20 protein-coding genes are annotated in these 22,099 nt (G+C 31.4%); 18 read left to right on the top strand and 2 right to left on the bottom strand.

Annotation, left to right across the window (positions count from 1 at the left end):
* On the bottom strand, window positions 1-1,430 hold a 1,430-nt coding region (locus WNY60_RS15085), incomplete at its 3' end, for a cytochrome c biogenesis protein ResB (protein ID WP_342862884.1).
* Window positions 1,431-1,515: 85 nt separating this feature from the next.
* On the bottom strand, window positions 1,516-1,926 hold the full coding sequence (locus WNY60_RS15080; protein ID WP_145001160.1) for a group III truncated hemoglobin: 411 nt from the start codon (window positions 1,924-1,926) through the stop codon (window positions 1,516-1,518).
* Between the two features lie 59 nt (window positions 1,927-1,985).
* On the opposite strand from WNY60_RS15080, the gene WNY60_RS15075 reads away from it, so the two are divergent.
* From WNY60_RS15075 to WNY60_RS14990, 18 genes are all read left to right on the top strand, one after another.
* A complete protein-coding gene (locus WNY60_RS15075; RefSeq protein ID WP_342862883.1) occupies window positions 1,986-2,744 on the top strand; it encodes a DUF2520 domain-containing protein in 759 nt (252 codons plus the stop codon).
* Window positions 2,734-3,264, top strand: coding sequence for an HAD-IIIA family hydrolase (locus WNY60_RS15070; RefSeq protein ID WP_342862882.1), 531 nt, complete (start codon window positions 2,734-2,736; stop codon window positions 3,262-3,264). The genes WNY60_RS15075 and WNY60_RS15070 overlap by 11 nt, the downstream gene beginning before the upstream one ends.
* Window positions 3,265-3,270: 6 nt before the next feature.
* Window positions 3,271-3,582: a hypothetical protein gene (locus tag WNY60_RS15065; RefSeq protein ID WP_342862881.1), complete on the top strand. Its 312-nt coding sequence runs from the start codon at window positions 3,271-3,273 to the stop codon at window positions 3,580-3,582.
* 20 nt (window positions 3,583-3,602) lie between these two features.
* Window positions 3,603-4,514 carry a geranylgeranylglycerol-phosphate geranylgeranyltransferase gene (locus WNY60_RS15060; RefSeq protein ID WP_342862880.1) on the top strand — a complete coding sequence of 304 codons (912 nt, stop codon included), beginning with the start codon at window positions 3,603-3,605 and terminating at the stop codon, window positions 4,512-4,514.
* A gap of 3 nt (window positions 4,515-4,517) precedes the next feature.
* Complete coding sequence (locus WNY60_RS15055) at window positions 4,518-5,111, top strand: Maf family protein (protein ID WP_339809032.1); 594 nt, start codon at window positions 4,518-4,520, stop codon at window positions 5,109-5,111.
* Between the two features lie 30 nt (window positions 5,112-5,141).
* Window positions 5,142-6,050: a septum formation inhibitor Maf gene (locus tag WNY60_RS15050; protein WP_342862879.1), complete on the top strand. Its 909-nt coding sequence runs from the start codon at window positions 5,142-5,144 to the stop codon at window positions 6,048-6,050.
* Between the two features lie 32 nt (window positions 6,051-6,082).
* On the top strand, window positions 6,083-6,613 hold the full coding sequence (locus tag WNY60_RS15045) for a mechanosensitive ion channel domain-containing protein (RefSeq protein WP_342862878.1): 531 nt from the start codon (window positions 6,083-6,085) through the stop codon (window positions 6,611-6,613).
* A gap of 9 nt (window positions 6,614-6,622) precedes the next feature.
* Window positions 6,623-7,702 (top strand): magnesium/cobalt transporter CorA, encoded by a 1,080-nt coding sequence (corA, locus tag WNY60_RS15040; RefSeq protein WP_145001148.1) that lies wholly within the window; start codon window positions 6,623-6,625, stop codon window positions 7,700-7,702.
* A 98-nt stretch (window positions 7,703-7,800) separates the two neighbouring features.
* The gene (locus WNY60_RS15035) at window positions 7,801-10,329 is read left to right on the top strand and encodes a PIG-L family deacetylase (protein WP_342862877.1); all 2,529 of its coding nucleotides are present in this window, start codon (window positions 7,801-7,803) and stop codon (window positions 10,327-10,329) included.
* 111 nt (window positions 10,330-10,440) lie between these two features.
* Window positions 10,441-12,132 (top strand): sodium:solute symporter, encoded by a 1,692-nt coding sequence (locus WNY60_RS15030; RefSeq protein ID WP_342862876.1) that lies wholly within the window; start codon window positions 10,441-10,443, stop codon window positions 12,130-12,132.
* Between the two features lie 154 nt (window positions 12,133-12,286).
* The gene (trmD, locus tag WNY60_RS15025) at window positions 12,287-12,964 is read left to right on the top strand and encodes a tRNA (guanosine(37)-N1)-methyltransferase TrmD (RefSeq protein ID WP_145001141.1); all 678 of its coding nucleotides are present in this window, start codon (window positions 12,287-12,289) and stop codon (window positions 12,962-12,964) included.
* Between the two features lie 157 nt (window positions 12,965-13,121).
* Window positions 13,122-13,475, top strand: a complete 354-nt coding sequence (rplS, locus tag WNY60_RS15020) for a 50S ribosomal protein L19 (protein ID WP_145001139.1) — start codon at window positions 13,122-13,124, stop codon at window positions 13,473-13,475.
* 670 nt (window positions 13,476-14,145) lie between these two features.
* Window positions 14,146-14,718 (top strand): pentapeptide repeat-containing protein, encoded by a 573-nt coding sequence (locus WNY60_RS15015; RefSeq protein ID WP_145001137.1) that lies wholly within the window; start codon window positions 14,146-14,148, stop codon window positions 14,716-14,718.
* A 154-nt stretch (window positions 14,719-14,872) separates the two neighbouring features.
* Window positions 14,873-17,098 (top strand): NADP-dependent isocitrate dehydrogenase, encoded by a 2,226-nt coding sequence (locus WNY60_RS15010; RefSeq protein WP_342862875.1) that lies wholly within the window; start codon window positions 14,873-14,875, stop codon window positions 17,096-17,098.
* 203 nt (window positions 17,099-17,301) lie between these two features.
* A complete protein-coding gene (locus WNY60_RS15005; protein WP_342862874.1) occupies window positions 17,302-19,677 on the top strand; it encodes a TonB-dependent receptor in 2,376 nt (791 codons plus the stop codon).
* Window positions 19,678-19,683: 6 nt separating this feature from the next.
* A complete protein-coding gene (locus tag WNY60_RS15000; RefSeq protein WP_342862873.1) occupies window positions 19,684-20,496 on the top strand; it encodes a DUF4249 domain-containing protein in 813 nt (270 codons plus the stop codon).
* A 105-nt stretch (window positions 20,497-20,601) separates the two neighbouring features.
* Window positions 20,602-21,420, top strand: a complete 819-nt coding sequence (murQ, locus tag WNY60_RS14995; protein WP_342862872.1) for an N-acetylmuramic acid 6-phosphate etherase — start codon at window positions 20,602-20,604, stop codon at window positions 21,418-21,420.
* Window positions 21,410-21,658 carry a DUF6095 family protein gene (locus WNY60_RS14990; RefSeq protein WP_339809045.1) on the top strand — a complete coding sequence of 83 codons (249 nt, stop codon included), beginning with the start codon at window positions 21,410-21,412 and terminating at the stop codon, window positions 21,656-21,658. The genes murQ and WNY60_RS14990 overlap by 11 nt, the downstream gene beginning before the upstream one ends.
* The last annotated feature ends 441 nt before the right edge of the window (window positions 21,659-22,099 follow it).

The following is a 22,099-nucleotide window of genomic DNA, read 5'->3' as shown; positions in this document are numbered from 1 at the left end:
ATTTTAGTTTTTTTCTTCTTAATTTTTTCTAAGCCATTTTGCAAATCTCTAAATCTAGTGTGATTAGCAAACAAGATAGCCATCATACCAAAGTATAGTAAAAAGTATCCTGCATAAGTAACCCAAGTACCCCAAAAATCATGATTTACAGATAGTATTGTTCCTTTTAAATCTTTATCAAAATCGGCTTGAAAAAAACGATATCCTCTGTGGTCTAAAATATTATTCATGTAAATATGAAAATCAAAATCACCTTGCTCCTTGTCTATTACAGTCACTTTACTTTCGTAAGAAGAATAATTATTTTCTGTACCAGGATATTTTTCTGCAATAAAATCATTTAGTTTAACTTCAAAAGGTAATTCTAAAACTTTAGAACCATATTTTAACGCAATATCCAAACCTCCTACTTTTACTTGTTTAAAACGGTTGTTAGACCATTGACTACCTAGCAACTTAACCTCTTTAGTTTCTCCGTTAGCAGACACATTTAATACTACTGCATTTTCATCTTGCTTTAAAAAACTAGCTTTTTTTACAATATCAAAAGTTCCTTTTACAACTGGTTTAGGAAACACTAATTGCATATCTCCAATAACATATCTAGAACGTAAAACTAAGGGTTGTATACTGTCCTTAACTAATTGACCCTGTTGCATGGTTGCCATAGTTAAATATTCTCCTTCAAATGGAGATTGTATCATTAAACCATTTTCTGTAGTGGTAATATTAACTGCTCCATCTGTAGGTTTGTCTAAAGCGACTAATAAATTATGGATATTTTCTACCGTTCCTTGTTTTAAAAAATGATTATGTGGTCCACTACCTCTAGCTTCTACTATTTTTAGATAACTTTCACCAGCGTCATCAGGTACCACATCTTCTTCAGCACCCAAAAAATATTCAGTTAATTCAAATTCAACAGGTGTATTGTTGTATTGTGCAGTATAATTAAAGCTATTTTCCATTCTTCCAGAAAAATCTACCTCAGCTTCAACTGGTAAACGCTGTGGCACGCCATCAATCATATAATCACCATCAATGTATGCTGTAATGTATGTTTTTTGAGATAAAAAACCACTTTCGGTCTCTCCTTCTCTAATAGCAATCATACCTTCAAATCCAAAATATCTTGTAATACCTGCACCTAGTATAATTAAGATAAAAGCTAAGTGTAATATTAAGGTTGCCCATTTTTCTTTACGTAACAATCTAAATCTAAAAATATTACCAACAAAATTGATAATAAAAAACACCATAATAGCTTCAAACCACCAAGCGTTATAGATTAAATTTCGTGTGTAAGGAGTTGGAGAAGTGTCCATGTTTCTGTCTAAAATTGTACCAACTGCCATAGCGACAGCAAATACAATAAATAATACAGAAGTTAATCGTGTTGAAAACAAGATTTTGGCGATTCTATTTTGCATAATAATAGGCCTTTTTTAGCTCGTGCAAAGATAATCGTTTTTGTTGGTTTTAAATCCTCAAAAAAATCTAAATCTTGTGTTAAAATTACTGTTTTAGGTTTTGTCTTGCCTCAAAAATTTTTAAATACATAAATGTACCCATCTTTCTAGCGCGACGTTTTGCATTATCCGCAATTTCACCTTCAAAAAATTGATCAATCGTCGCGTACCATAAATTTAACCACAATCCAAAATGTAGTTCGGTAATAGTATGGTTTACTGCCTTATCTACTTTTTCATGAGCTTCTAATGGGTTGCCTACATATTTATGCTCTAATTTTTTACCTATAAATAAACTAGTCTCCCAAAAGGTAGTCAAGTGGTCTAAATGGGAGTCCCAATCCGTAATAAGCGCATTAAAAATAGGACCTAAAGTAGTATCTGCTCTAACTTTTATATAAAATTGATCTACTAAAAGTTTAACATCGTCTCTGTTAGTAATTTCTTTTTGTTTCATGATAAACAAAGATACCTTTTTGTCCTTTCAAATCTTTATTTTCTTAGTATTTTAGCACCATGATTAAAATAGTTTTGCTTGGCGCAGGAAATGTAGCCACACACCTATATAAAGGGTTTAAAAACGCTTCAAATATTGAGGTTGTACAATGGTACAATAGAAGTAAAAAAGCTATTGACGCTTATAAAAACGAAGTAAATATTACAGATAACATCGCAAAATTAGTAGATGCAGACGTCTATTTAATTGCTGTTAGCGATGATGCTATTGAAGCCTTAAGTACATCCTTACCTTTTGATAAAAGATTAGTGGTACATACTTCTGGAAGCGCTAGCTTGTATGATATTGACATGAAACATTACAGAGGTGTTTTTTATCCTTTACAAACATTTAGCAAAGGTGTTGATTTGGATTTTGCTACAGTACCAATCTGCATTGAAACACTTCGAAAAAAAGATTTTAAAATATTAGAAACCTTAGGTCAAAGCTTAGGTTGTCTAACCTACAAAGTTAACCCTAAACAAAGACCTGCTTTACATTTGGCTGCTGTATTTGTTAATAATTTTACTAATCAAATTTACAGAATTGCACATGAAATTACCGAAAAACATGGTGCCGAATTTGATATTTTAAAACCATTAATTACAGAGACTGCCAGAAAAGTACAAGAAGTGTCACCTTACATGGCTCAAACAGGACCTGCAAAACGTAATGATAAAAAAACAATAAAAAGACATTTAAAATTATTAGATAATCCACATCAAGAGGACATCTATAAATTAATGACAGAATCGATAAAAAAAACCCATGGACGATAAAAGTTACAAAGAATACCTACACCAAATCACTACCTTTATTTTTGACGTAGATGGTGTTTTAACTAACGGAATGATTACTATCACGACATCAGGCGAAATGATTAGACACATGAATGTTAAGGATGGTTATGCCATGAAGCAAGCCTTAAACCATGGCTATAATGTCTGTATTATTTCTGGTGGTACTAACGAAGGTGTACGTACTCGATTAAATCATTTAGGTATAAAAGATGTCTATTTAGGTGCACATCAAAAAATAGTGCAATTTGAAGCCTATTTAAACGACAACCAAATAAAAGCAGAAAACGTGCTATATATGGGAGATGACATTCCGGACGTACCTGTTTTAAAATTAGTAGGTATGCCTTGTTGCCCACAAGATGCTGTCCCAGAAGTTAAACGCGTATCAAAATATATCTCTCATAAATTAGGAGGTGAAGGCTGTGTACGTGACGTGATTGAGCAAGTTATGAAAGTACAAAACAAATGGGATAGTGATTTTGACGCACAAACCTTTTAACACCTATTGAAACGTAATAAAAGGAGACATAATATAGGTTTTGGATATATTGGTTCAGGTAACCAAGCATCCGTATTTAATCAACATCCAAAAGCTTTGTTTTCCAACATAAAAAAACAATTAAACACAGCAAGTCATAAACAATTTAAAACGGACTTTACTGCAACATTACTTTCTGAAGCAGAGAAACAACAGATTAAAAATAAAATTAGAAAACAGGCCAAACAAAAAAATATAATTGTTGTTTTTTTGACCACTTTCTTCTTAATTTTGATTGTTGTTTTAGCAATCGCAATGCTAAAAGGACTATTATCTTAAACAACCTGAAAATTAACACATTGAAACTACTTCAACTTATTCGATTTAAAAATTTACTACTAATTGCTTTAGTACAAGTATTAATTAAATACGCTATGTTTCCGGCTTTTGGCGTCAATACCACTTTAACTGCTTTTGAGTTTGCTTTATTAGTAATATCTACATTAACTATAGCTGCTGGTGGCTACATTATAAATGATATTTATGATGTCGAAGCAGACAGTATTAACAAACCAAACAAATTAATTATTGGCAAGCACATACCAGAAGACAAAGCCTACATGTATTATATGGGCTTTACCGTTATTGGCGTTATTTTAGGCTTTTACCTATCTAATGTTATTAACCATAGTACGTTTTTTGCAATTTTTGTCATCATTGCAGCACTACTTTACATCTACGCTACTTTTTTACAACAAATTGTATTAGTAGGTAACATTATTATTAGCGTATTGGTAGGATTAAGCTTGGTCATTGTTGGTATATTCGAGTTACTTCCAGCCATAAATACTCAAAATCAATTTATACAATCCTCAATGTTTGAGGTATTATTTGATTATGCAGTTTTTGCTTTTATAATCTCGTTAGCCAGAGAGATAGTTAAAGATATTCAAGATGTAGATGGTGATTACAAAATGCAATTTAAAACCCTACCTATTGTATTAGGCAAAAATCGTGCACGTTACATAGCATTTGGATTAACTGTATTTTTAATCTTATTACTTATTTACTATTTAGCTAATTACCTTTATATGAGGCAAGTTGCGGTTGCCTATTTTATTATTGCTGTAATTGGTCCTTTGGTCTATATAAGTATCAAGTTATTTTCGGCAGAAACTAAAGCACAATTAAAAACAATAAGCAATCTACTTAAATTAGTTATGCTTAGCGGAATGCTATCCATGATTGTTTACTTATTTATATTAAAATAAATTATGCTAAAGGAAAAACTTAAAGACAGACACATCATACTAGCTTCAGGATCTCCAAGAAGACAACAGTTTTTTAGAGATTTAGGTTTAGACTTTGAAGTCCGTTTAAAAAAAACTAAAGAAGTCTATCCGCATCATTTATTGCATTATCAAATAAGCGATTATCTAGCCGAATTAAAATCGCTTCCTTTTATGGAAGAACTTAAAGATCATGAAATACTAGTAACCAGTGACACCATTGTTTGGCACAAAAGTAAAGCGTTAGGCAAACCAAAATCTAGCGACGAAGCTTTTGAAATGCTTAGCTCACTAAGTGATGAGACGCATGAGGTTATTACTTCGGTTTGTATACGCACAAAAAAATTTCAAAAAACAGTCAATGCTACAACTAAAGTTACTTTTAAAGCCTTTACAGAAGAAGAGCTTTGGCATTACATTAAAACCTATGCACCATTAGACAAAGCTGGTGCCTATGGTATCCAAGAATGGATTGGACAAATAGGTGTAACAAGCATACAAGGCTCGTTTTTTAATGTGGTTGGTATGCCAACACATCTTGTTTACGAAACGTTAAATACTATTGCAGAGGAGTTTTAGAGTTGTATTTTTATGGCTAAATAATTAGCTATGCAATTTTTAAAATCGTACTTATTAATATTTAGTATTTTCTTAATTTCAGGCTGTAAAGAGCAACCTAAAACAGATACAAAAACAACTTATAATCAAGTTGAAACCGTTACAGAAAAAACAAAATTACCAGCCTTTAAAACTAACAAACAGTTTAATGACTATTGGTATTCTGGACAAGCCGAAATTACATCTTACCAACTAGAGCAATCTAGATATGGCGAAATTAGAAAAGGAACTGCTGTTCTTGTTTTTGTAACCGAACCTTTTTTAGAAAACGACCAAGTAAAAGCAGACCAAAGCAATCCATCAAACATAAATGTGTTAAAGCTAAATGCTACTAAAAAATTTAATACAGGGATTTATCCATACAGCATTATGCAAAGCACGTTTTACCCTGTTTCAAATAACCAACACGCTTTAAAAGTTAGTGCTTCTGTACAAGAATGGTGTGGACACGTCTACACACAACTTAACAATCGCGAGCAATTTCAAGTAACCTCACACTCCTATTTTCAGGGAGAAGCAGATCAAAACTTCAACTTAGAAAAAAACAGTTTAGAAAACCAACTTTGGACGCAACTACGCATTGATCCAACTAGTTTACCTACCGGAAACATCAATATTATACCAAGTTTAGAATATACAAGACTTAATCACACACCTTTAAAAGCCTATAACGCTTTCGCGGAAAACAAGCCAGGACAATACACGCTTACCATTAAAGATTTAGACCGTAAGCTAACAATAAATTACAATCCAAATTTTCCATTCGATATACAAAGTTGGGAAGAAGTGCAAAATGGAAATCTAACTAAAGCAACTAAAATAAAAACACTACAATCGGACTATTGGAACAAAAAAAGTAACACCGATTTAGATTTAAGAAAAACACTAGGGTTAGAATAAAACCTATCTTTACCAATTAATTAAACACACCTATGTTTTTAGACAATATACAATCCGAGTTAATCACTTCATCTATAATATTAGTCATTTTTCTAATCATTAGATATGTCCTTAAAATTTTTATAAAAAAAATAGGTCAACAAAGTGGTATTAATGATGCTAGAATCGGACTAATTTCTCGATATACAACAGTCACTCTATTTTTAATATTTATCTTATTTATAGCTTATATTTTTGGAGCAGAATTTAAAGATCTTGCTGTTATTTTTTCATCTGTATTTGCAGTTATAGGTATTGCACTATTTGCTATTTGGTCTATTTTAAGTAATATAACTTCAGGAATAATCATGTTTTTTTCATTTCCATATAAAGTTGGAGACAAAATTAAAATACATGATAAAGACGCTCCTATTGAAGCTATTATAGAAGATATTAGAGCATTTCAGTTACATTTAAGACAAGACAATGGAGATTTAGTTACCTATCCAAACAACTTAATTCTACAAAAAGCAGTAACTTTAGTACAAAAGGATGCAATCGAGGATTTTGGAGATATGCATTAATTGTAACTTATGGCTAAAAAAAGACAAAAAAAACGCACTCAAAATTACAAAAAGCATTTAGGACAAGTTCCTGGAGCTTTAGTTTATACTGGAAATAAAGAAGACAAAGTATTACATTTAAATGCTTTTGATTATAGCGAGGACAGTTATAAAGAGGCGGATTTAAATACCGTCGAGGAAGCCTTTAATTTTAAAGACTCTGAAACCGTAACGTGGTTTAATCTTAACGGACTTAATTTTATTGACCAAATTGAAAAAATTGGACAACATTACAAGCTTCACCCTTTAATTTTAGAAGACATTGTTAACACCTCACAGCGTCCTAAAATTGACGAGTATAAAGATTACTTTTTTATAGTCTTAAAAATGATGTATTACGATGCAGACGAAAAACTTGTCTCTGAACAAGTCAGTATTGTCATGGGTAAAAATTATGTATTGACTTTTCAAGAAGCAGAAGGCGATGTATTTGATAGTCTTAGAGATCGAATTAGACAAAAAAAAGGACGTGTACGCGAAGAAGGTTCAGACTATTTAATGTATGCCTTAATGGATGCAATTGTTGACCATTACTATGCTATTATAGAGATTATGGGTAACAAGATTGAAGACCTTGAGGACGATTTATTTACAGGCTTAACCCAAGAGCAAATTTCGCAACAAATACAAAATCTTAAGCGTGAAATTTTAAAACTACGACGTGCAATTTTTCCGCTTCGCGAAATAATAAATCGAATAGAAAAAAGTGACAACCCTTTAATTGAAGAAAAAACTACCCATTACTTTAGGGATGTTTACGACCATATTATTCAGGTGACTGAAAATATAGACATTTACCGAGAAATGATTTGGAGTTTAATGGACATGTACATGACAACCATTAGTAATAAAATGAATGAGGTAATGAAAGTACTAACCATAATTGCAACCATTTTTATTCCATTAACTTTTATTGCTGGAATCTATGGGATGAATTTTACTAACATGCCAGAACTACAGTATAAATATGGATATTACATTGTATGGATAGTCATGGTTGTTGTTTTAATAGGAATGCTTGTTTATTTTAAACGTAAAAAATGGCTGTAATTGGTAACTGTTAATTAAAGTTAAAGAAATCTAAAAATACTGCATTCCCTACATGACTTGTTTATATTTGAAACAGTTTCAAATTTGAAAAAACAATCATGCAAAAATTATTGGCTTCGGTCCTATTTTTACTGTGCTATTCCTTTTCTACACAGGCTCAACAACCAGAAAAATTAAACGCTTCAGAAATTCATCAAGCAGTCAAAAAGCTTAACTTTTTAGGTTCAGTTTTATATCTAGCTGCACATCCAGATGACGAGAACACACGATTAATATCTTACATGTCTAACCATGTAAAAGCACGTACAGCCTACCTATCGCTAACTAGAGGTGATGGTGGACAAAATTTAATTGGACCAGAGCTTAGAGAACTTTTAGGTGTCATCCGTACGCAAGAGTTACTTGCTGCAAGACGCACAGATGGTGGCGAGCAACGTTTTACAAGAGCTAATGACTTTGGATACTCTAAACATCCAGACGAAACATTAGCTATTTGGAACAAAAACGAAGTCCTTAGTGATGTTGTTTTAGCTATCAGACAATTTAAACCAGATATTATAATAAACCGTTTTGACCACAGAAGTCCAGGTACAACTCATGGTCATCACACAAGTTCTGCTATGTTAAGCGTTGAAGCTTTTGATCTAGCTAACGATAAAAATGCATATCCAGATCAAGTTAAAAAATACGGAACATGGCAACCAAAACGTGAGTTTTTTAATACCTCTTGGTGGTTTTATGGCAGCGAAGAAAAATTTGAAGAAGCAGACAAAACCAATCTATTAAACTTTGATATTGGTGTTTATTATCCTGCTTTAGGTGTATCTAACAACGAAATTGCTGCACTTGCTAGTAGCCAACATTTATGTCAAGGTTTTGGTCGTTTATCCCAAAGAGGTAGTCAAACGGAATATATCGAATTAATAAAAGGCGATTTACCTAAAGACAAATCCAATATTTTTGATGGCATTAATACGACTTGGACAAGAGTAAAAGGTGGCGAAAAAATTGAAACTATTTTAAAAAATGTAGAATCTAATTTTAATTTTGAAAATCCTGCAGCACATTTAGATCAACTATTACAAGCTAGACAATTAATTTTAGCGATTGATAGCCCACAATGGAAAGATCAAAAAATTAAAGAAATTAATAAAATTATAGAAGCTTGTGCTGGTTTATATTTAGAAGCTTCAGCTAACACACCAACAGCGTCAACAGGTCAAATTATTGATATAGATATTGAAGCCTTAAACCGAAGCAATGCCACTATTAAATTAGACAGTTATACTATTTCAAACAATAACTCTGATGACTTTTACGGAAAATTATTAAAAGCAAATGATAAACAAGAGTTAAAAGAAAAAATAACAATTGCTAATACATTACAACCTACAGGACCATATTGGTTAAATCAAAAAGGGAGTTTAGGAATGTATAAAGTTGAAGACAAAAGTCTAATTGGTAAACCGGAAACACCACGTGCTATTACCATAGATTTTAATCTAAACATCAATGGATTTGCGTTTACGGTTACTAAAGATTTAGTATATCGTTACTCAAAACCTGATAAAGGTGAATTGTATAGACCATTTGAAATTATTCCTGAAGCTTCGGCAAAAATCAATCAAAAGGTTATCATTTTTGAAAATGACCAACAAAAAGAAATCCCTGTAACCGTTCAAGCGGGAAAAGATAATTTAGAAGGTTACATTACCATTGCCCATCCTAATGGTTGGTCTGTATTTCCAGAAAAGCAAAAAATAACTATAGCTAATAAAGGACAAGAACAAACTTTTATATTTACTATCATTCCGCCTAAAAACCAAAGCGAAGGTTTAATTAGTCCAATGGTTACCATTGGCGACAAGACTTACACCAAGGAATTAGTAGAAATTAACTACGAGCATATTCCGTTTCAAACGGTATTACTTCCTAGCGAAAGCAAAATAGTACGATTAGATATTAAAAAACGTGGCGAAAACATAGCCTATATTGAAGGTGCAGGAGACGTGGTACCAGAAAGTTTAAAACAAATTGGCTACAACGTTATGATTTTACAACCAGAAGACATTACTCCAGAACGACTTAGTGCTTTTGATGCAGTTGTGGTTGGTATTAGAGCTTATAACATTGTCGAATCCCTAAAATTTAAACAAGATATTTTATTTAATTTTGTTGAAAAAGGAGGAAACATGATTGTGCAATACAACACCAATCGTGGTATCAAAGTAGATAATATTGCACCTTTTAATTTACAATTATCACGAGATAGAGTTACAGATGAAAATGCAGAAGTAACCTTATTAGCTCCAAACCACGAGTTACTTAATTTTCCTAACAAGATAACCACTAAAGATTTTGAAGGTTGGACGCAAGAACGTGGATTGTATTTTCCTGACCAATGGTCATCAGACTTCACTCCTATCCTATCCATGCATGATAAAGACGAAACTGCTAAAACAGGAAGTCTTTTAGTTGCCAAACATGGAAAAGGACACTATATATACACTGGATTAAGCTTTTTTAGAGAATTCCCTGTTGGTGTATCTGGTGCTTACAGATTATTTGCAAATATGCTAAGTATAGGAAAACAAGATATTACTAATGATAACGGATTAAAAAACTAAATCATGCAAGACCAACCTAAGTACCAATGGAAACCGTTATATGCAATTCTTTTAGTTGCAAATGCGCTATATATTATTGCATTTTACTTAATAACTAAATTATTTTAAATTATGCAAAGTTTAGATTGGATTGTCTTAATTGGAACATTGTTAACCATTGTTATTTACGGAACGTATCAAACCAGAGGTAGTAAAAACGTACAAGATTTTTTAAAAGGTGGAAGTACCAGCAAATGGTGGACCATAGGATTATCTGTAATGGCTACACAAGCTAGTGCTATAACCTTTTTAAGTACGCCTGGACAAGCATTTCACTCTGGAATGGGTTTTGTGCAGTTTTATTTTGGATTACCAATAGCCATGATTGTAATCTGCATGGTCTTTATACCATTATATCACAGACTTAAAGTATATACAGCTTACGAGTTTTTAGAAAACCGATTTGACCGTAAAACACGTACACTAACAGCAGTACTGTTTTTAATCCAACGTGGTCTAGCAGCAGGAATAACCATTTTTGCTCCTGCTATTATCTTATCTGCAGTTTTAGGATGGAACCTTCTTTTACTAAATATTATTATAGGTGTATTAGTTATAATCTACACGGTTTCGGGAGGTACAAAAGCAGTTAATGTGACTCAAAAACATCAAATGGTAGTCATTTTTACAGGAATGGTCATTGCTTTCATTTTAATATTAAATCAATTACCTGATGATATTACTTTTAAAAAAGCTCTAGATATTGCTGGAGCAAGCGGTAAAATGGAAGTGTTAGATTTTTCTTTCGATTTAAATAATAGATATACAGTTTGGAGTGGATTAATTGGTGGTACGTTTTTAATGCTATCGTATTTTGGTACTGACCAAAGTCAAGTGCAACGTTATTTGTCTGGTAAATCTGTAAAAGAAATGCGTTTAGGATTAATTTTTAATGGATTACTAAAAGTACCAATGCAGTTTTTTATTCTGCTAGTAGGTGTAATGGTATTTGTATTTTACCAGTTTAACGATGCTCCCATAAATTTTAATCCCACTGCAACAGAAGTTGTTTTAAATTCAAAATATGCAAATGAGTATGCTGCTTTGCAATTAGAGCAGAAAGAAATTTTTGATCTAAAAAAAGCAACCGTTACTGAGTTTGCAAACGCTGATGGTAAAGTTAATCAAGACCTTATAGCTAGCTATAATGCCAAAAGCGACACAATAAGAGCACAAGCTAGAGATTTGATTAAAAAAGCTGGAGAAGCTGAAGGTTTAAAAGTTGAAAGTAATGATAAGGATTATGTTTTTATACACTTTATACTTAATAATTTACCTAAAGGATTAATTGGTTTATTATTAGCTGTTATTTTAAGTGCAGCCATGTCTAGTACAGCATCAGAGCTTAACGCTTTAGCTAGTACAACTACAATCGATTTGTATAAACATAGAGTTGGTCCAAAAACTGACCAAGAAATGGTTAAGGCCTCAAGAGGTTTTACATTACTTTGGGGAATCATGGCAATTGGTGTCGCTTGCGTCGCCAATCTAGCAGAAAACTTAATACAATTAGTAAATATTATAGGATCAATATTTTATGGTAACGTCCTTGGTATCTTTTTATTAGCGTTTTTCTTTAAGCAAATTAAAGCTAATGCTGTTTTTGTAGCTGCTTTAATTACACAGGTTTTAGTTATTGGTTTATTCTTTTTAAATGAATATGAAATAATTAATCTACCTTTTTTATGGTTAAACTTTGTAGGATGTGCAATAGTTATGGTCATTGCCTTTATTATTCAATCTCTATTAAAACGCCTGATATAAAAAGAGCTTAGTCTGTAATTAATAATTATAGTTTTTTGTTTGGAATTGCTTAATTACTAAAACTACAACCATAACAAAACACCTTAATCATGTTATTCAAGCAAGATTTAAGTTAAAGAATTTCATCTATCTTTGCATTCAATAAAGCAAAACCATGAGAATTGATATTATAACTGTCTTGCCAGAATTACTTAAAAGTCCATTTGAAGCTTCTATTTTAAAGCGTGCAATTGAGGCTAATTTGGTTGAAGTACATTTTCATAATTTAAGAGACTACACCACAGACAATTACAAGTCCATTGATGACACCCAATTTGGTGGTGGAGCTGGTATGGTCATGATGGTTGAACCTATAGACAAATGCATTTCTAAATTAAAAGAAGCGCGTAATTATGACGAGGTTATATACATGACGCCTGATGGCGAAACCTTAAACCAAAGCATAGCTAATCAAGTCTCTTTAAAAGAAAACATTATCATACTTTGTGGACATTATAAAGGTGTCGATCAACGTGTAAGAGATTTATTTATCACCAAAGAAATATCTATAGGAGACTATGTGCTTTCTGGAGGAGAATTAGGTGCAGCAGTATTATGTGATGCAGTAATTAGATTAATTCCTGGTGTTTTAGGTAATGAAACCTCTGCATTAACAGACAGTTTTCAGGATAATTTATTGGCTCCTCCGATCTATACTAAACCACGTAATTACAAAGGTCTTGAAGTCCCTGAAGTATTATTAAGTGGTCATGCAGCTAATATAGAAAGATGGAGAGAAGACCAAGCCTACCAACGTACTAAAGACAGACGACCAGATTTATTAGACAAATAGACAACATGTTTTACGTGTATCTAAAAAAACAGACAAACTTTTTACATTTTTACTTTCTGTTTTTTACTTTTTAACTATATTTGCACCCAATTTCGGATTAACCTCTGGCGAGATACGTGAATGTTACTCTGAATCAATCATTTAAAATTAAATAAAGATGGAATCTTTAATAAAATTTGTTCAAGACGAGTTTGTAACAACAAAGGACTTTCCTGAATTTTCAGCTGGAGACACAATTACTGTGTACTATGAAATTAGGGAAGGAGAAAAAGTACGTACTCAGTTTTTTAGAGGAGTAGTAATTCAAAAAAGAGGTAGCGGATCTTCTGAAACGTTTACAATTAGAAAAATGTCAGGAACTATTGGTGTAGAGCGTATCTTCCCAATTAACTTACCTGCATTACAAAAAGTTGAAATCAACAAAAAAGGTAAAGTACGTCGTGCTAGAATCTTTTACTTTAGAGGTCTTACTGGTAAGAAAGCTAGAATTAAAGAAGCAAGAAGAAAATAATTTCTTCAACCTTAGTTATATTAAAAAGCCTAACTTATTTAAGTTAGGCTTTTGTTGTTATTAACTTTTGTTAATAAGTGCGGTTCATAACTAGTTGATATCTAAAGTCTTATTTTCTTTAAAATCTAAAAGATATTTTTTAATTTAGTAAAACAATTAATAACAATAGCAATATTGGTTTCAATTAAATGTTGAATTTGATTTAGTTTTATTTGTTTTTTGAGGTTTTAAAAATTGCAGGTGTAGTCGTGCAACTTAAAAACCATGATACTTTATAATTTAAGTTTTGTTTGACAGGATTTAAAAAGTAAAGTTGAAAGTTTTAAGTAAAGTAACCTAGTGAAAGTAAAATTACTTGAACAAAACAATGTTTATTATATCTGATTGATATTAAATTATTAATTAAAAGGTAAACATCAAGAAAAACAATTACTAAGTACATTTAGTAACAGGTCAATACATTTTGAAAGTTACTCTTATAATGTACTATTGATTTAATATTAGCTTGAACTGAAAAAATGTAAAACGAAAGTTTTGGATTGATCTAATGAAAATTAGATAAGTCAGCAAAATATTATCTCAAAAAAGCCATAGCAACAATAGTTAAGTCTATTATGTTATGGCTTTTGTTTTACTGTCAATTAAAGTATATTTACTGCAAATAGTAAAAATGAATATACCTTTTATAGCAGATAAAACTTATAGAAATAAAGACTTTACTTTAACAGAATTACCAAAAGCAGAATATGATAATTGCATGTTTATAAACTGTAATTTTAATGCTTGTTACTTATCCACTATTACATTTTTAGAATGTCAATTTATAGATTGTGACCTAAGTAATAGCAAAACATCAGACACAACCTTTAAAGATGTAGCTTTTGAAAACTGTAAGCTTTTAGGCGTTTTATTTAATGACTGTAACCAATTATTAATGTCTATGACTTTTAATAATTGTCAACTTAATTTTGCATCATTTTATAAAGTTAAATTAATTAATACAAAATTTACTAACTGTCAATTTGAAAAAACAGAATTTACAGAAGCTAATGTCTCAAAATCTGTTTTTGACAATTGTAACTTTAAATACGCTATCTTTTTTAATACTAACATAGAGCAAGCTAACTTTTTAACCTCTTACAACTACTCTATTCATCCTGAAAATAATAAAATTAAAGGCGCAAAATTTTCGAAAGACCAAATTCAGGGGTTATTAGATCACTATAAAATTCAGATTTCTTAAAATTTTATCTATATTTTATTAAATCCGCAATAAACTCACTCTCAATTTAGTTTCCAACTAAATGGGTTGTTAAGTAAACGTTTTCGTTTTAAAAAACCTCCTATTTTTTGTATCTTCGTGAAGCTTAAAATTAAACTAATACACATTTACATTTATGTCAAATTCACCAAAAATTATATATACCATTACAGATGAAGCACCAGCTTTAGCAACGCGTTCATTTTTACCAATCGTTCAAGCATTTACAGCCTCTTCTGGAATTGGATTAGAAACTAAAGACATATCATTAGCAGCACGTATTTTAGCAGTTTTTCCTGATTTTTTAACGGAAGATCAACGTGTCTCTGATGATTTAGCTTATTTAGGAGAATTAGCAAAAACTCCAGAAGCTAATATTATTAAATTACCAAACATTAGTGCTTCTGTACCACAACTTAAGGCTGCAATTAAAGAGCTGCAAGCTAAAGGTTTTGCTATACCTAATTACCCAGAAGAAGTAACTAATGATAAAGAAAAAGATGCTAAATTACGTTACGATAAAATTAAAGGTAGTGCTGTAAATCCAGTATTACGCGAAGGTAACTCTGATAGACGTGCACCAAAAGCTGTAAAAAATTACGCTAAGAAAAACCCACACTCAATGGGAGCTTGGTCAAAAGATTCAAAATCACATGTCGCAACTATGACTGAAGGTGATTTTGCACATAACGAAAAATCTGTAACATTAGATAATGCTACAACTATCAAAATTGTCCACACAGATGCATCTGGAAATGAAACCATTTTAAAAGATAACTTAGGATTATTAAAAGGTGAAATTATTGATGGAACTGTATTAAGTAAAAAAGCACTACTTACATTTTTAGAAGCACAAATTAAAGATGCTAAAGATAAAGGTGTATTGTTTTCTTTACACATGAAAGCAACAATGATGAAGGTCTCTGACCCAATTATTTTTGGTCATGCTGTTCGTGTATTTTTTAAAGACGTATTTGCTAAACACAGTGCTACTTTTGAAAAAATTGGTGTAGATGTTAATAATGGATTTGGAAACTTATTAAGTAACCTAAACGAATTACCAGAGTCAGAACGCAATGCTATATTAGCAGATATTGATGCTGCTTATAAAGCAAATCCTGCTTTAGCTATGGTAGATAGTGATAAAGGGATTACAAACTTACATGTACCAAGTGATGTTATTATAGATGCATCAATGCCAGCAATGATTAGAAATTCTGGTCAAATGTGGAATGCAGATGGTAAATCTCAAGACACTAAAGCAGTAATTCCTGATAGTAGTTATGCTGGAATTTACACAGCAACTATTGACTTTTGTAGAGAAAACGGAGCATTTGACCCAACAACAATGGGAACAGTACCAAACGTTGGATTAATGGCTCAAAAAGCTGAAGAATACGGATCACATGACAAAACTTTTGAAATTGATGCAGATGGTAAAGTAGAAGTTATTGATACTGACGGAAAAGTATTGATTTCTCACAACGTGGAAGCTGGAGACATTTGGAGAATGTGTCAAGTTAAAGATGCACCAATCCAAGACTGGGTTAAATTAGCGGTAACTCGTGCTAGAGCATCACAAACTCCTGCTGTTTTCTGGTTAGACGAAAATAGAGCACACGATGCGGAATTAATCAAAAAAGTAAATACATATTTAAAAGATCACGATACAGAAGGTTTAGAACTTCATATTTTATCTCCAATTAAAGCAACACAATTTACTTTAAAACGCGTAAAAGCTGGAGAAGATACAATCTCTGTTTCAGGAAATGTATTACGTGATTACTTAACAGATTTATTTCCTATTTTAGAATTAGGTACATCTGCAAAAATGTTGTCTATCGTACCATTAATGAATGGTGGAGGTTTATTTGAAACTGGTGCAGGAGGATCTGCTCCAAAACACGTACAACAATTTATTGAAGAAAATCACTTACGTTGGGATAGTTTAGGAGAATTTTTAGCTCTTGCAGTCTCTTTAGAGCATTTTAGCCAAGTTAACAATAATCCAAAAGCTAAAGTTTTAGGTGATGCACTAGATGATGCGACCGAGAAATTATTAGAAAACAAAAAAGGGCCTTCTAGAAAATCTGGTGAGATTGATAACAGAGGAAGCCACTTTTACTTAGCAATGTATTGGGCAGAAGCATTAGCAAACCAAGATAAAGATGCTACTTTAAAAGCACAATTTGCTCCAGTTGCTTTAGCATTTAAGGCAGAAGAAAAAGTAATAGTATCAGCATTAAGCGATATTCAAGGTGTTGCTGTAGATATTGAAGGTTACTATTCGCCAAACGAAGAATTAACAGCTAAAGCAATGCGACCAATTCAATTATTTAATGACTTGCTTAAAAGCATCTAAATCACAACTTTAATTATATAAAAAAAGCTTCCAAATGGAAGCTTTTTTTATTTTAACTAAAATTCGCATTCAAAATGTTACCTATATAACTTCTAAACTTCCAAACTTCAAAATACTACAAACTATATTTAAATAAAGTTTAACACCTTAAAACAGAATATGTAAAGTTGCTTTTAGTTATTTTTACTAATCAAAATCAACCAATGAATTATATAAAAAATGGAATATTATTCTTGCTTTTAATTAGTAGCACACTAATTTTTGCTCAAGAAAAATTTACGCTAAGTGGTAAAATAATAGAAAGTGCCAGTAACGAAACATTAATAAGTGTTAATGTAATAGTACCTGAATTAAATACTGGAGCAGTCACAAATGAATATGGCTTCTACTCCATCACACTCCCAAAAGGCACATATAAAGTTGTTGTTTCCTATTTAGGTTTTTCTGATATATCAGAAACGATAATATTAGATAAAAATATTACCAAAAATTTTAGCTTAGAAGAGTCTTTTGAAAACTTAGACGAAGTAATAATTACTGAAAATGTAGAGAAGCTTAATATTAAAAAGCCTCAAATGAGTGTTAACGCACTTAGTTCTGCTACCATTAAAGATATTCCGGTTGTTTTTGGAGAAGCAGACGTAATTAAAGCAATAACACTTCTACCAGGTGTTACTAATGCAGGAGAAGGATCTTCTGGTTTTAATGTACGTGGTGGAGCAGCAGATCAAAATCTTATTTTATTGGACGAGGCTACAGTATTTAACTCATCACACTTATTTGGATTCTTTTCTGTTTTTAATCCGGATGCCATCAAAGATATAAAATTATATAAAGGTGGAATTCCTGCACGTTATGGAGGACGCGTATCTTCAGTATTAGATATTTATCAAAAAGAAGGAAACAGTAAAACGTTTAAAATGAATGGAGGAATAGGAATTGTGTCTAGCAGAATACTTGCTGAAGGTCCTATAAAAAAAGACAAAGGTTCATTTCTATTTGGTGGTCGTAGTAGTTATGCGCATTTATTTTTACCACTGTTTGATATAGATAACAAAGCATATTTTTACGATTTAAACACAAAATTAAGTTACGATTTAAACGACAATAACAGTATTTATCTTTCTGGTTATTTTGGACGAGATGTCTTTAGTATTACAGATAGTTTTGAAAACATTTATGGTAACACAGTAGTAAATTCTAGATGGAATCATTTATTCTCGGACAAGTTATTCTCAAACATGTCACTAATATATTCCGATTACTACTATGGTTTAAAACTAAATTTTGTCGAGTTTGATTGGAATTCAGGAATTCAAAACTTCAATTTTAAATACGATTTTAAACATTACGTTACTGATGGCTTTAAACTTCAATATGGTTTAAATAGTATCTACTATAAATTTAATCCAGGAGATATAAAACCATCTACACCAACTTCTGGAATAAATCCATTTAAATTAACAGATAAATATGCTTTTGAAAATGCAATTTATGTTGATGCCGAACATAAACTATCAGATAAGTTAAACTTAAGCTATGGTTTACGTTTAAGCTCTTTTTTACGACTAGGCCAAAATCAGTTAAATACGTATCAAAATGATCAAGCAGTAGTATTTAATAATGATTTTCAAATCTATCAAAAAGCAACTCCTACAGGATCAGAAAGTTTTAGTAAAAGTGACGTTATAAAAAGTTTTGCAAACCTAGAGCCTAGAGCATCATTGGCTTACCAACTAAACGAAAATTCTTCTGTAAAAGCAAGCTATAATCGGATGTCACAATATCTCCATTTATTATCTAATACATCCTCACCAACACCTTTAGATATTTGGACACCCAGTGGTAAATATGTAAAACCACAATTATTAGATCAAGTTGCTGTAGGCTATTTTAGAAGCTTTAATGACGATAATTATAGTTTAGAAGTAGAAACATATTATAAAAAAATTGAAAACAGAATTGACTATATAGATGGTGCAGATTTAATTGCAAACGATGCTATAGAACAAATAATATTAAATGGAGAAGCCAGAGCTTATGGACTAGAGGTGCTTTTAAGAAAAAATGAAGGACGTTTTAAAGGTTGGTTAGCTTATACACTATCAAAATCAGAGCAAAAAACACCAGGTCGCACACCAACCGAAACAGGAATAAACAATGGTAATTGGTATAGCACAGCTTATGACAAAACACATGATATATCTCTAACCACTAGCTATGACTGGAATAAAAAGTGGAAATTAAATGCTAATTTTCTATTTCAAACAGGACAACCTACAACATATCCAAATGGTCAATATTCTTATAACGGTATAAATATACCAAGCTATAGCAGTCGTAATTCAGACAGATTGCCAGCATACCATCGTTTAGATTTATCAGCAAATTACACACCAAAACCAGATAAGACATCAGGATGGCAAAGTTATTGGGTCTTTGGGCTTTACAATGTATATAATCGTCGTAATGCAGCATCAATAACATTTGGAGAAAACAGAATGACAGGTACAAATGAAGCAACCAGATTATCAATATTTGGACTAATACCTTCTATATCCTACAATTTTAAATTTTAATAAAAAATGAAAAACGCACTATATATATTAATCGTATGTCTATTTTTTAGTTGTGAAGATGTAATAGATTTAAAAGTACCAACATCAGACCCCAAATTAGTAATAGAGGCATCGTTAAATTGGTTTGAAGATTCAGATGGCTCAGAACAGCAAATAAAATTGACATTAACAGCTCCTTTTTTCGATAATCAAGTTCCTCCTGCTAATAACGCAACCGTATTTGTTGAAGACAGTAATAGTAATCTTTTTACATTCTTGGAACAAGAAAATACAGGAATATACAAAACCAATTCATTCATTCCTGAACTAAACCAAGAATATACCCTAACAATTATATATGACGATCAAACATACATAGGTACAGAAGTATTGACAAGCGTAACTCCAATAGAATATATAGAACAAAATAACGAAGGTGGTTTTTCTGGCGAAGATATAGAACTTAAGGCCTTTTATACAGATCCTGCAAATATAGATAACTACTATTTTTTCGAATTCATATCAGACATACCACAAATTCCAGTGCTAGAAGTTTATGACGATCAATTTACTGATGGTAATCAAATTTTCGCATTCTATTCCGAAGAAGATCTACAACAAACAGACATAGTTACCATAAATAATTATGGAGTATCCCAACAATTTTATCAATTTATGGATTTATTGCTTCAACAAACTTCTGATAATGGTGGCGGACCATTTCAAGCGCAACCAGCAACCGTTAGAGGAAACTGTATAAACATTACAAATCCAGATAATTTTCCTTTAGGCTATTTCAGAGTTTCACAAGCGTATCAATTTACTTATATTATACAATAATTTTTTGGCGTTACCACAAGGGTCGCGCTTTCGGCAGTCGCTCTCTGCGAGGAGCTCCAACAAATGCCTCAATCCCTAACGCAAACCAATAGTACCATTTAGACTATGCAATTTACAAAAACAACAGAACAAGATTCCAATTACAATAATTTAGACAAAATGTCTATAAACAACCTATTAACAAACATAAATATAGAAGATCAAACTGTCCCAACAGCAGTCAAAAAAGCGATTCCTCAAATTCAAGCTTTAGTAGAACAAATCGTAATAAAAATGGAAAAAGGTGGCAGACTGTTTTATATTGGAGCAGGAACAAGTGGACGCCTAGGAGTTGTAGATGCATCAGAATGTCCTCCAACATTTGGAGTATCCTATGACGTAGTGATAGGTATTATCGCTGGTGGAGATAAAGCAATAAGAGAAGCAGTTGAGTTTGCAGAGGACTCTACAACCCAAGGATGGAAAGACCTAGCAAAATATAATGTAACAGATAAAGATGTCGTAATTGGTATTGCAGCATCAGGTACAACACCATATGTAATATCAGCGCTTAATACATGTAATTTAGAAGGTATTACAACTGGATGTATAACATCAAATAAGCAATGTCCTTTAAGCTTAGCATCACAATTTCCAATTGAAGTAGTCGTAGGACCAGAATTTATAACGGGTAGTTCACGTATGAAAGCAGGTACAGCACAAAAACTAGTACTCAACATGATATCCACAACTACTATGATAAAACTTGGTAAGATAAAAGGAAACAAAATGGTAGACATGCAACTTAGTAATGACAAACTAGTGGATAGAGGTACAAAAATGATAATGTCCGAATTAAACATAAGCTATCCTGAAGCTGAAAGTTTATTACAAAAACATAAAAGTGTTAGAAACGCAATAAATAATTATAACAATGGAAACTAAATCAACAGACAAAGATGTACTTGTAAAAGGAGTAAAACAAATGGCTATTGCAATGTTATTAATGTTTATTGGTCCAACCTTACTATATCTAGTATTAAGTAATAAGGATAAAGACTTCTATATTCCATTATTAATAATAGCTATATCAATATGTGCATTAGCTGTATTTATAGCATTTAAAGGAATAAATACAATCCTAGATAGCATTTTCAAAAGCAATAAAACTAAAAAACATTAAAATTAAATCATATAAAAAACTCCATTAAACAGAAAGCATAATTTACGTATTATACAAATCAAAAATATATTAAAGCCTCTAATTTTATTAAAGGCTTTTTATTTAAACATAATACTAACTTTACTTCACAATCAAACAATTTAAAAAAAATACAAGAAACTGTTTTTAGCTATATCATAAAGTCAACCATCATAAAACAGTGATAAAATAAATAATCAAGTATTCTATTACAAGAAAAACTCCAATCCTAATCCTTTTAATATTAATTCTCCTAATAAAAGTCAGACATTATATCCTTATCCTTTTAAAAATAACTACGATGTAGTTATTCTATTTACAAAACAATTAAAACTAGTATATCTTTTTTCCCTTGCGCCTATTTACTTTAATTTTTAGGCACAAAAAAACCCTTCATAAATAAATATGAAGGGTTCTCTAAAA

It is taken from the genome of Olleya sp. AS48, from assembly GCF_038900355.1.
Classification (GTDB): domain Bacteria; phylum Bacteroidota; class Bacteroidia; order Flavobacteriales; family Flavobacteriaceae; genus Olleya.
The sequence above is the reverse complement of the archived record's forward strand: the minus strand, read 5'-3'. Positions and strand labels throughout refer to the sequence as shown.

Coding starts and splice junctions, on each gene's coding strand:
- WNY60_RS15080 (WP_145001160.1), bottom strand. CDS start 1,926: ATGAAACAAAAAGAAATTACTAACAGAGACGATGTTAAACTTTTAGTA.
- WNY60_RS15075 (WP_342862883.1), top strand. CDS start 1,986: ATGATTAAAATAGTTTTGCTTGGCGCAGGAAATGTAGCCACACACCTA.
- WNY60_RS15070 (WP_342862882.1), top strand. CDS start 2,734: ATGGACGATAAAAGTTACAAAGAATACCTACACCAAATCACTACCTTT.
- WNY60_RS15055 (WP_339809032.1), top strand. CDS start 4,518: ATGCTAAAGGAAAAACTTAAAGACAGACACATCATACTAGCTTCAGGA.
- WNY60_RS15050 (WP_342862879.1), top strand. CDS start 5,142: ATGCAATTTTTAAAATCGTACTTATTAATATTTAGTATTTTCTTAATT.
- WNY60_RS15045 (WP_342862878.1), top strand. CDS start 6,083: ATGTTTTTAGACAATATACAATCCGAGTTAATCACTTCATCTATAATA.
- corA (WP_145001148.1), top strand. CDS start 6,623: ATGGCTAAAAAAAGACAAAAAAAACGCACTCAAAATTACAAAAAGCAT.
- WNY60_RS15035 (WP_342862877.1), top strand. CDS start 7,801: ATGCAAAAATTATTGGCTTCGGTCCTATTTTTACTGTGCTATTCCTTT.
- WNY60_RS15030 (WP_342862876.1), top strand. CDS start 10,441: ATGCAAAGTTTAGATTGGATTGTCTTAATTGGAACATTGTTAACCATT.
- trmD (WP_145001141.1), top strand. CDS start 12,287: ATGAGAATTGATATTATAACTGTCTTGCCAGAATTACTTAAAAGTCCA.
- rplS (WP_145001139.1), top strand. CDS start 13,122: ATGGAATCTTTAATAAAATTTGTTCAAGACGAGTTTGTAACAACAAAG.
- WNY60_RS15015 (WP_145001137.1), top strand. CDS start 14,146: ATGAATATACCTTTTATAGCAGATAAAACTTATAGAAATAAAGACTTT.
- WNY60_RS15010 (WP_342862875.1), top strand. CDS start 14,873: ATGTCAAATTCACCAAAAATTATATATACCATTACAGATGAAGCACCA.
- WNY60_RS15005 (WP_342862874.1), top strand. CDS start 17,302: ATGAATTATATAAAAAATGGAATATTATTCTTGCTTTTAATTAGTAGC.
- WNY60_RS15000 (WP_342862873.1), top strand. CDS start 19,684: ATGAAAAACGCACTATATATATTAATCGTATGTCTATTTTTTAGTTGT.
- murQ (WP_342862872.1), top strand. CDS start 20,602: ATGCAATTTACAAAAACAACAGAACAAGATTCCAATTACAATAATTTA.
- WNY60_RS14990 (WP_339809045.1), top strand. CDS start 21,410: ATGGAAACTAAATCAACAGACAAAGATGTACTTGTAAAAGGAGTAAAA.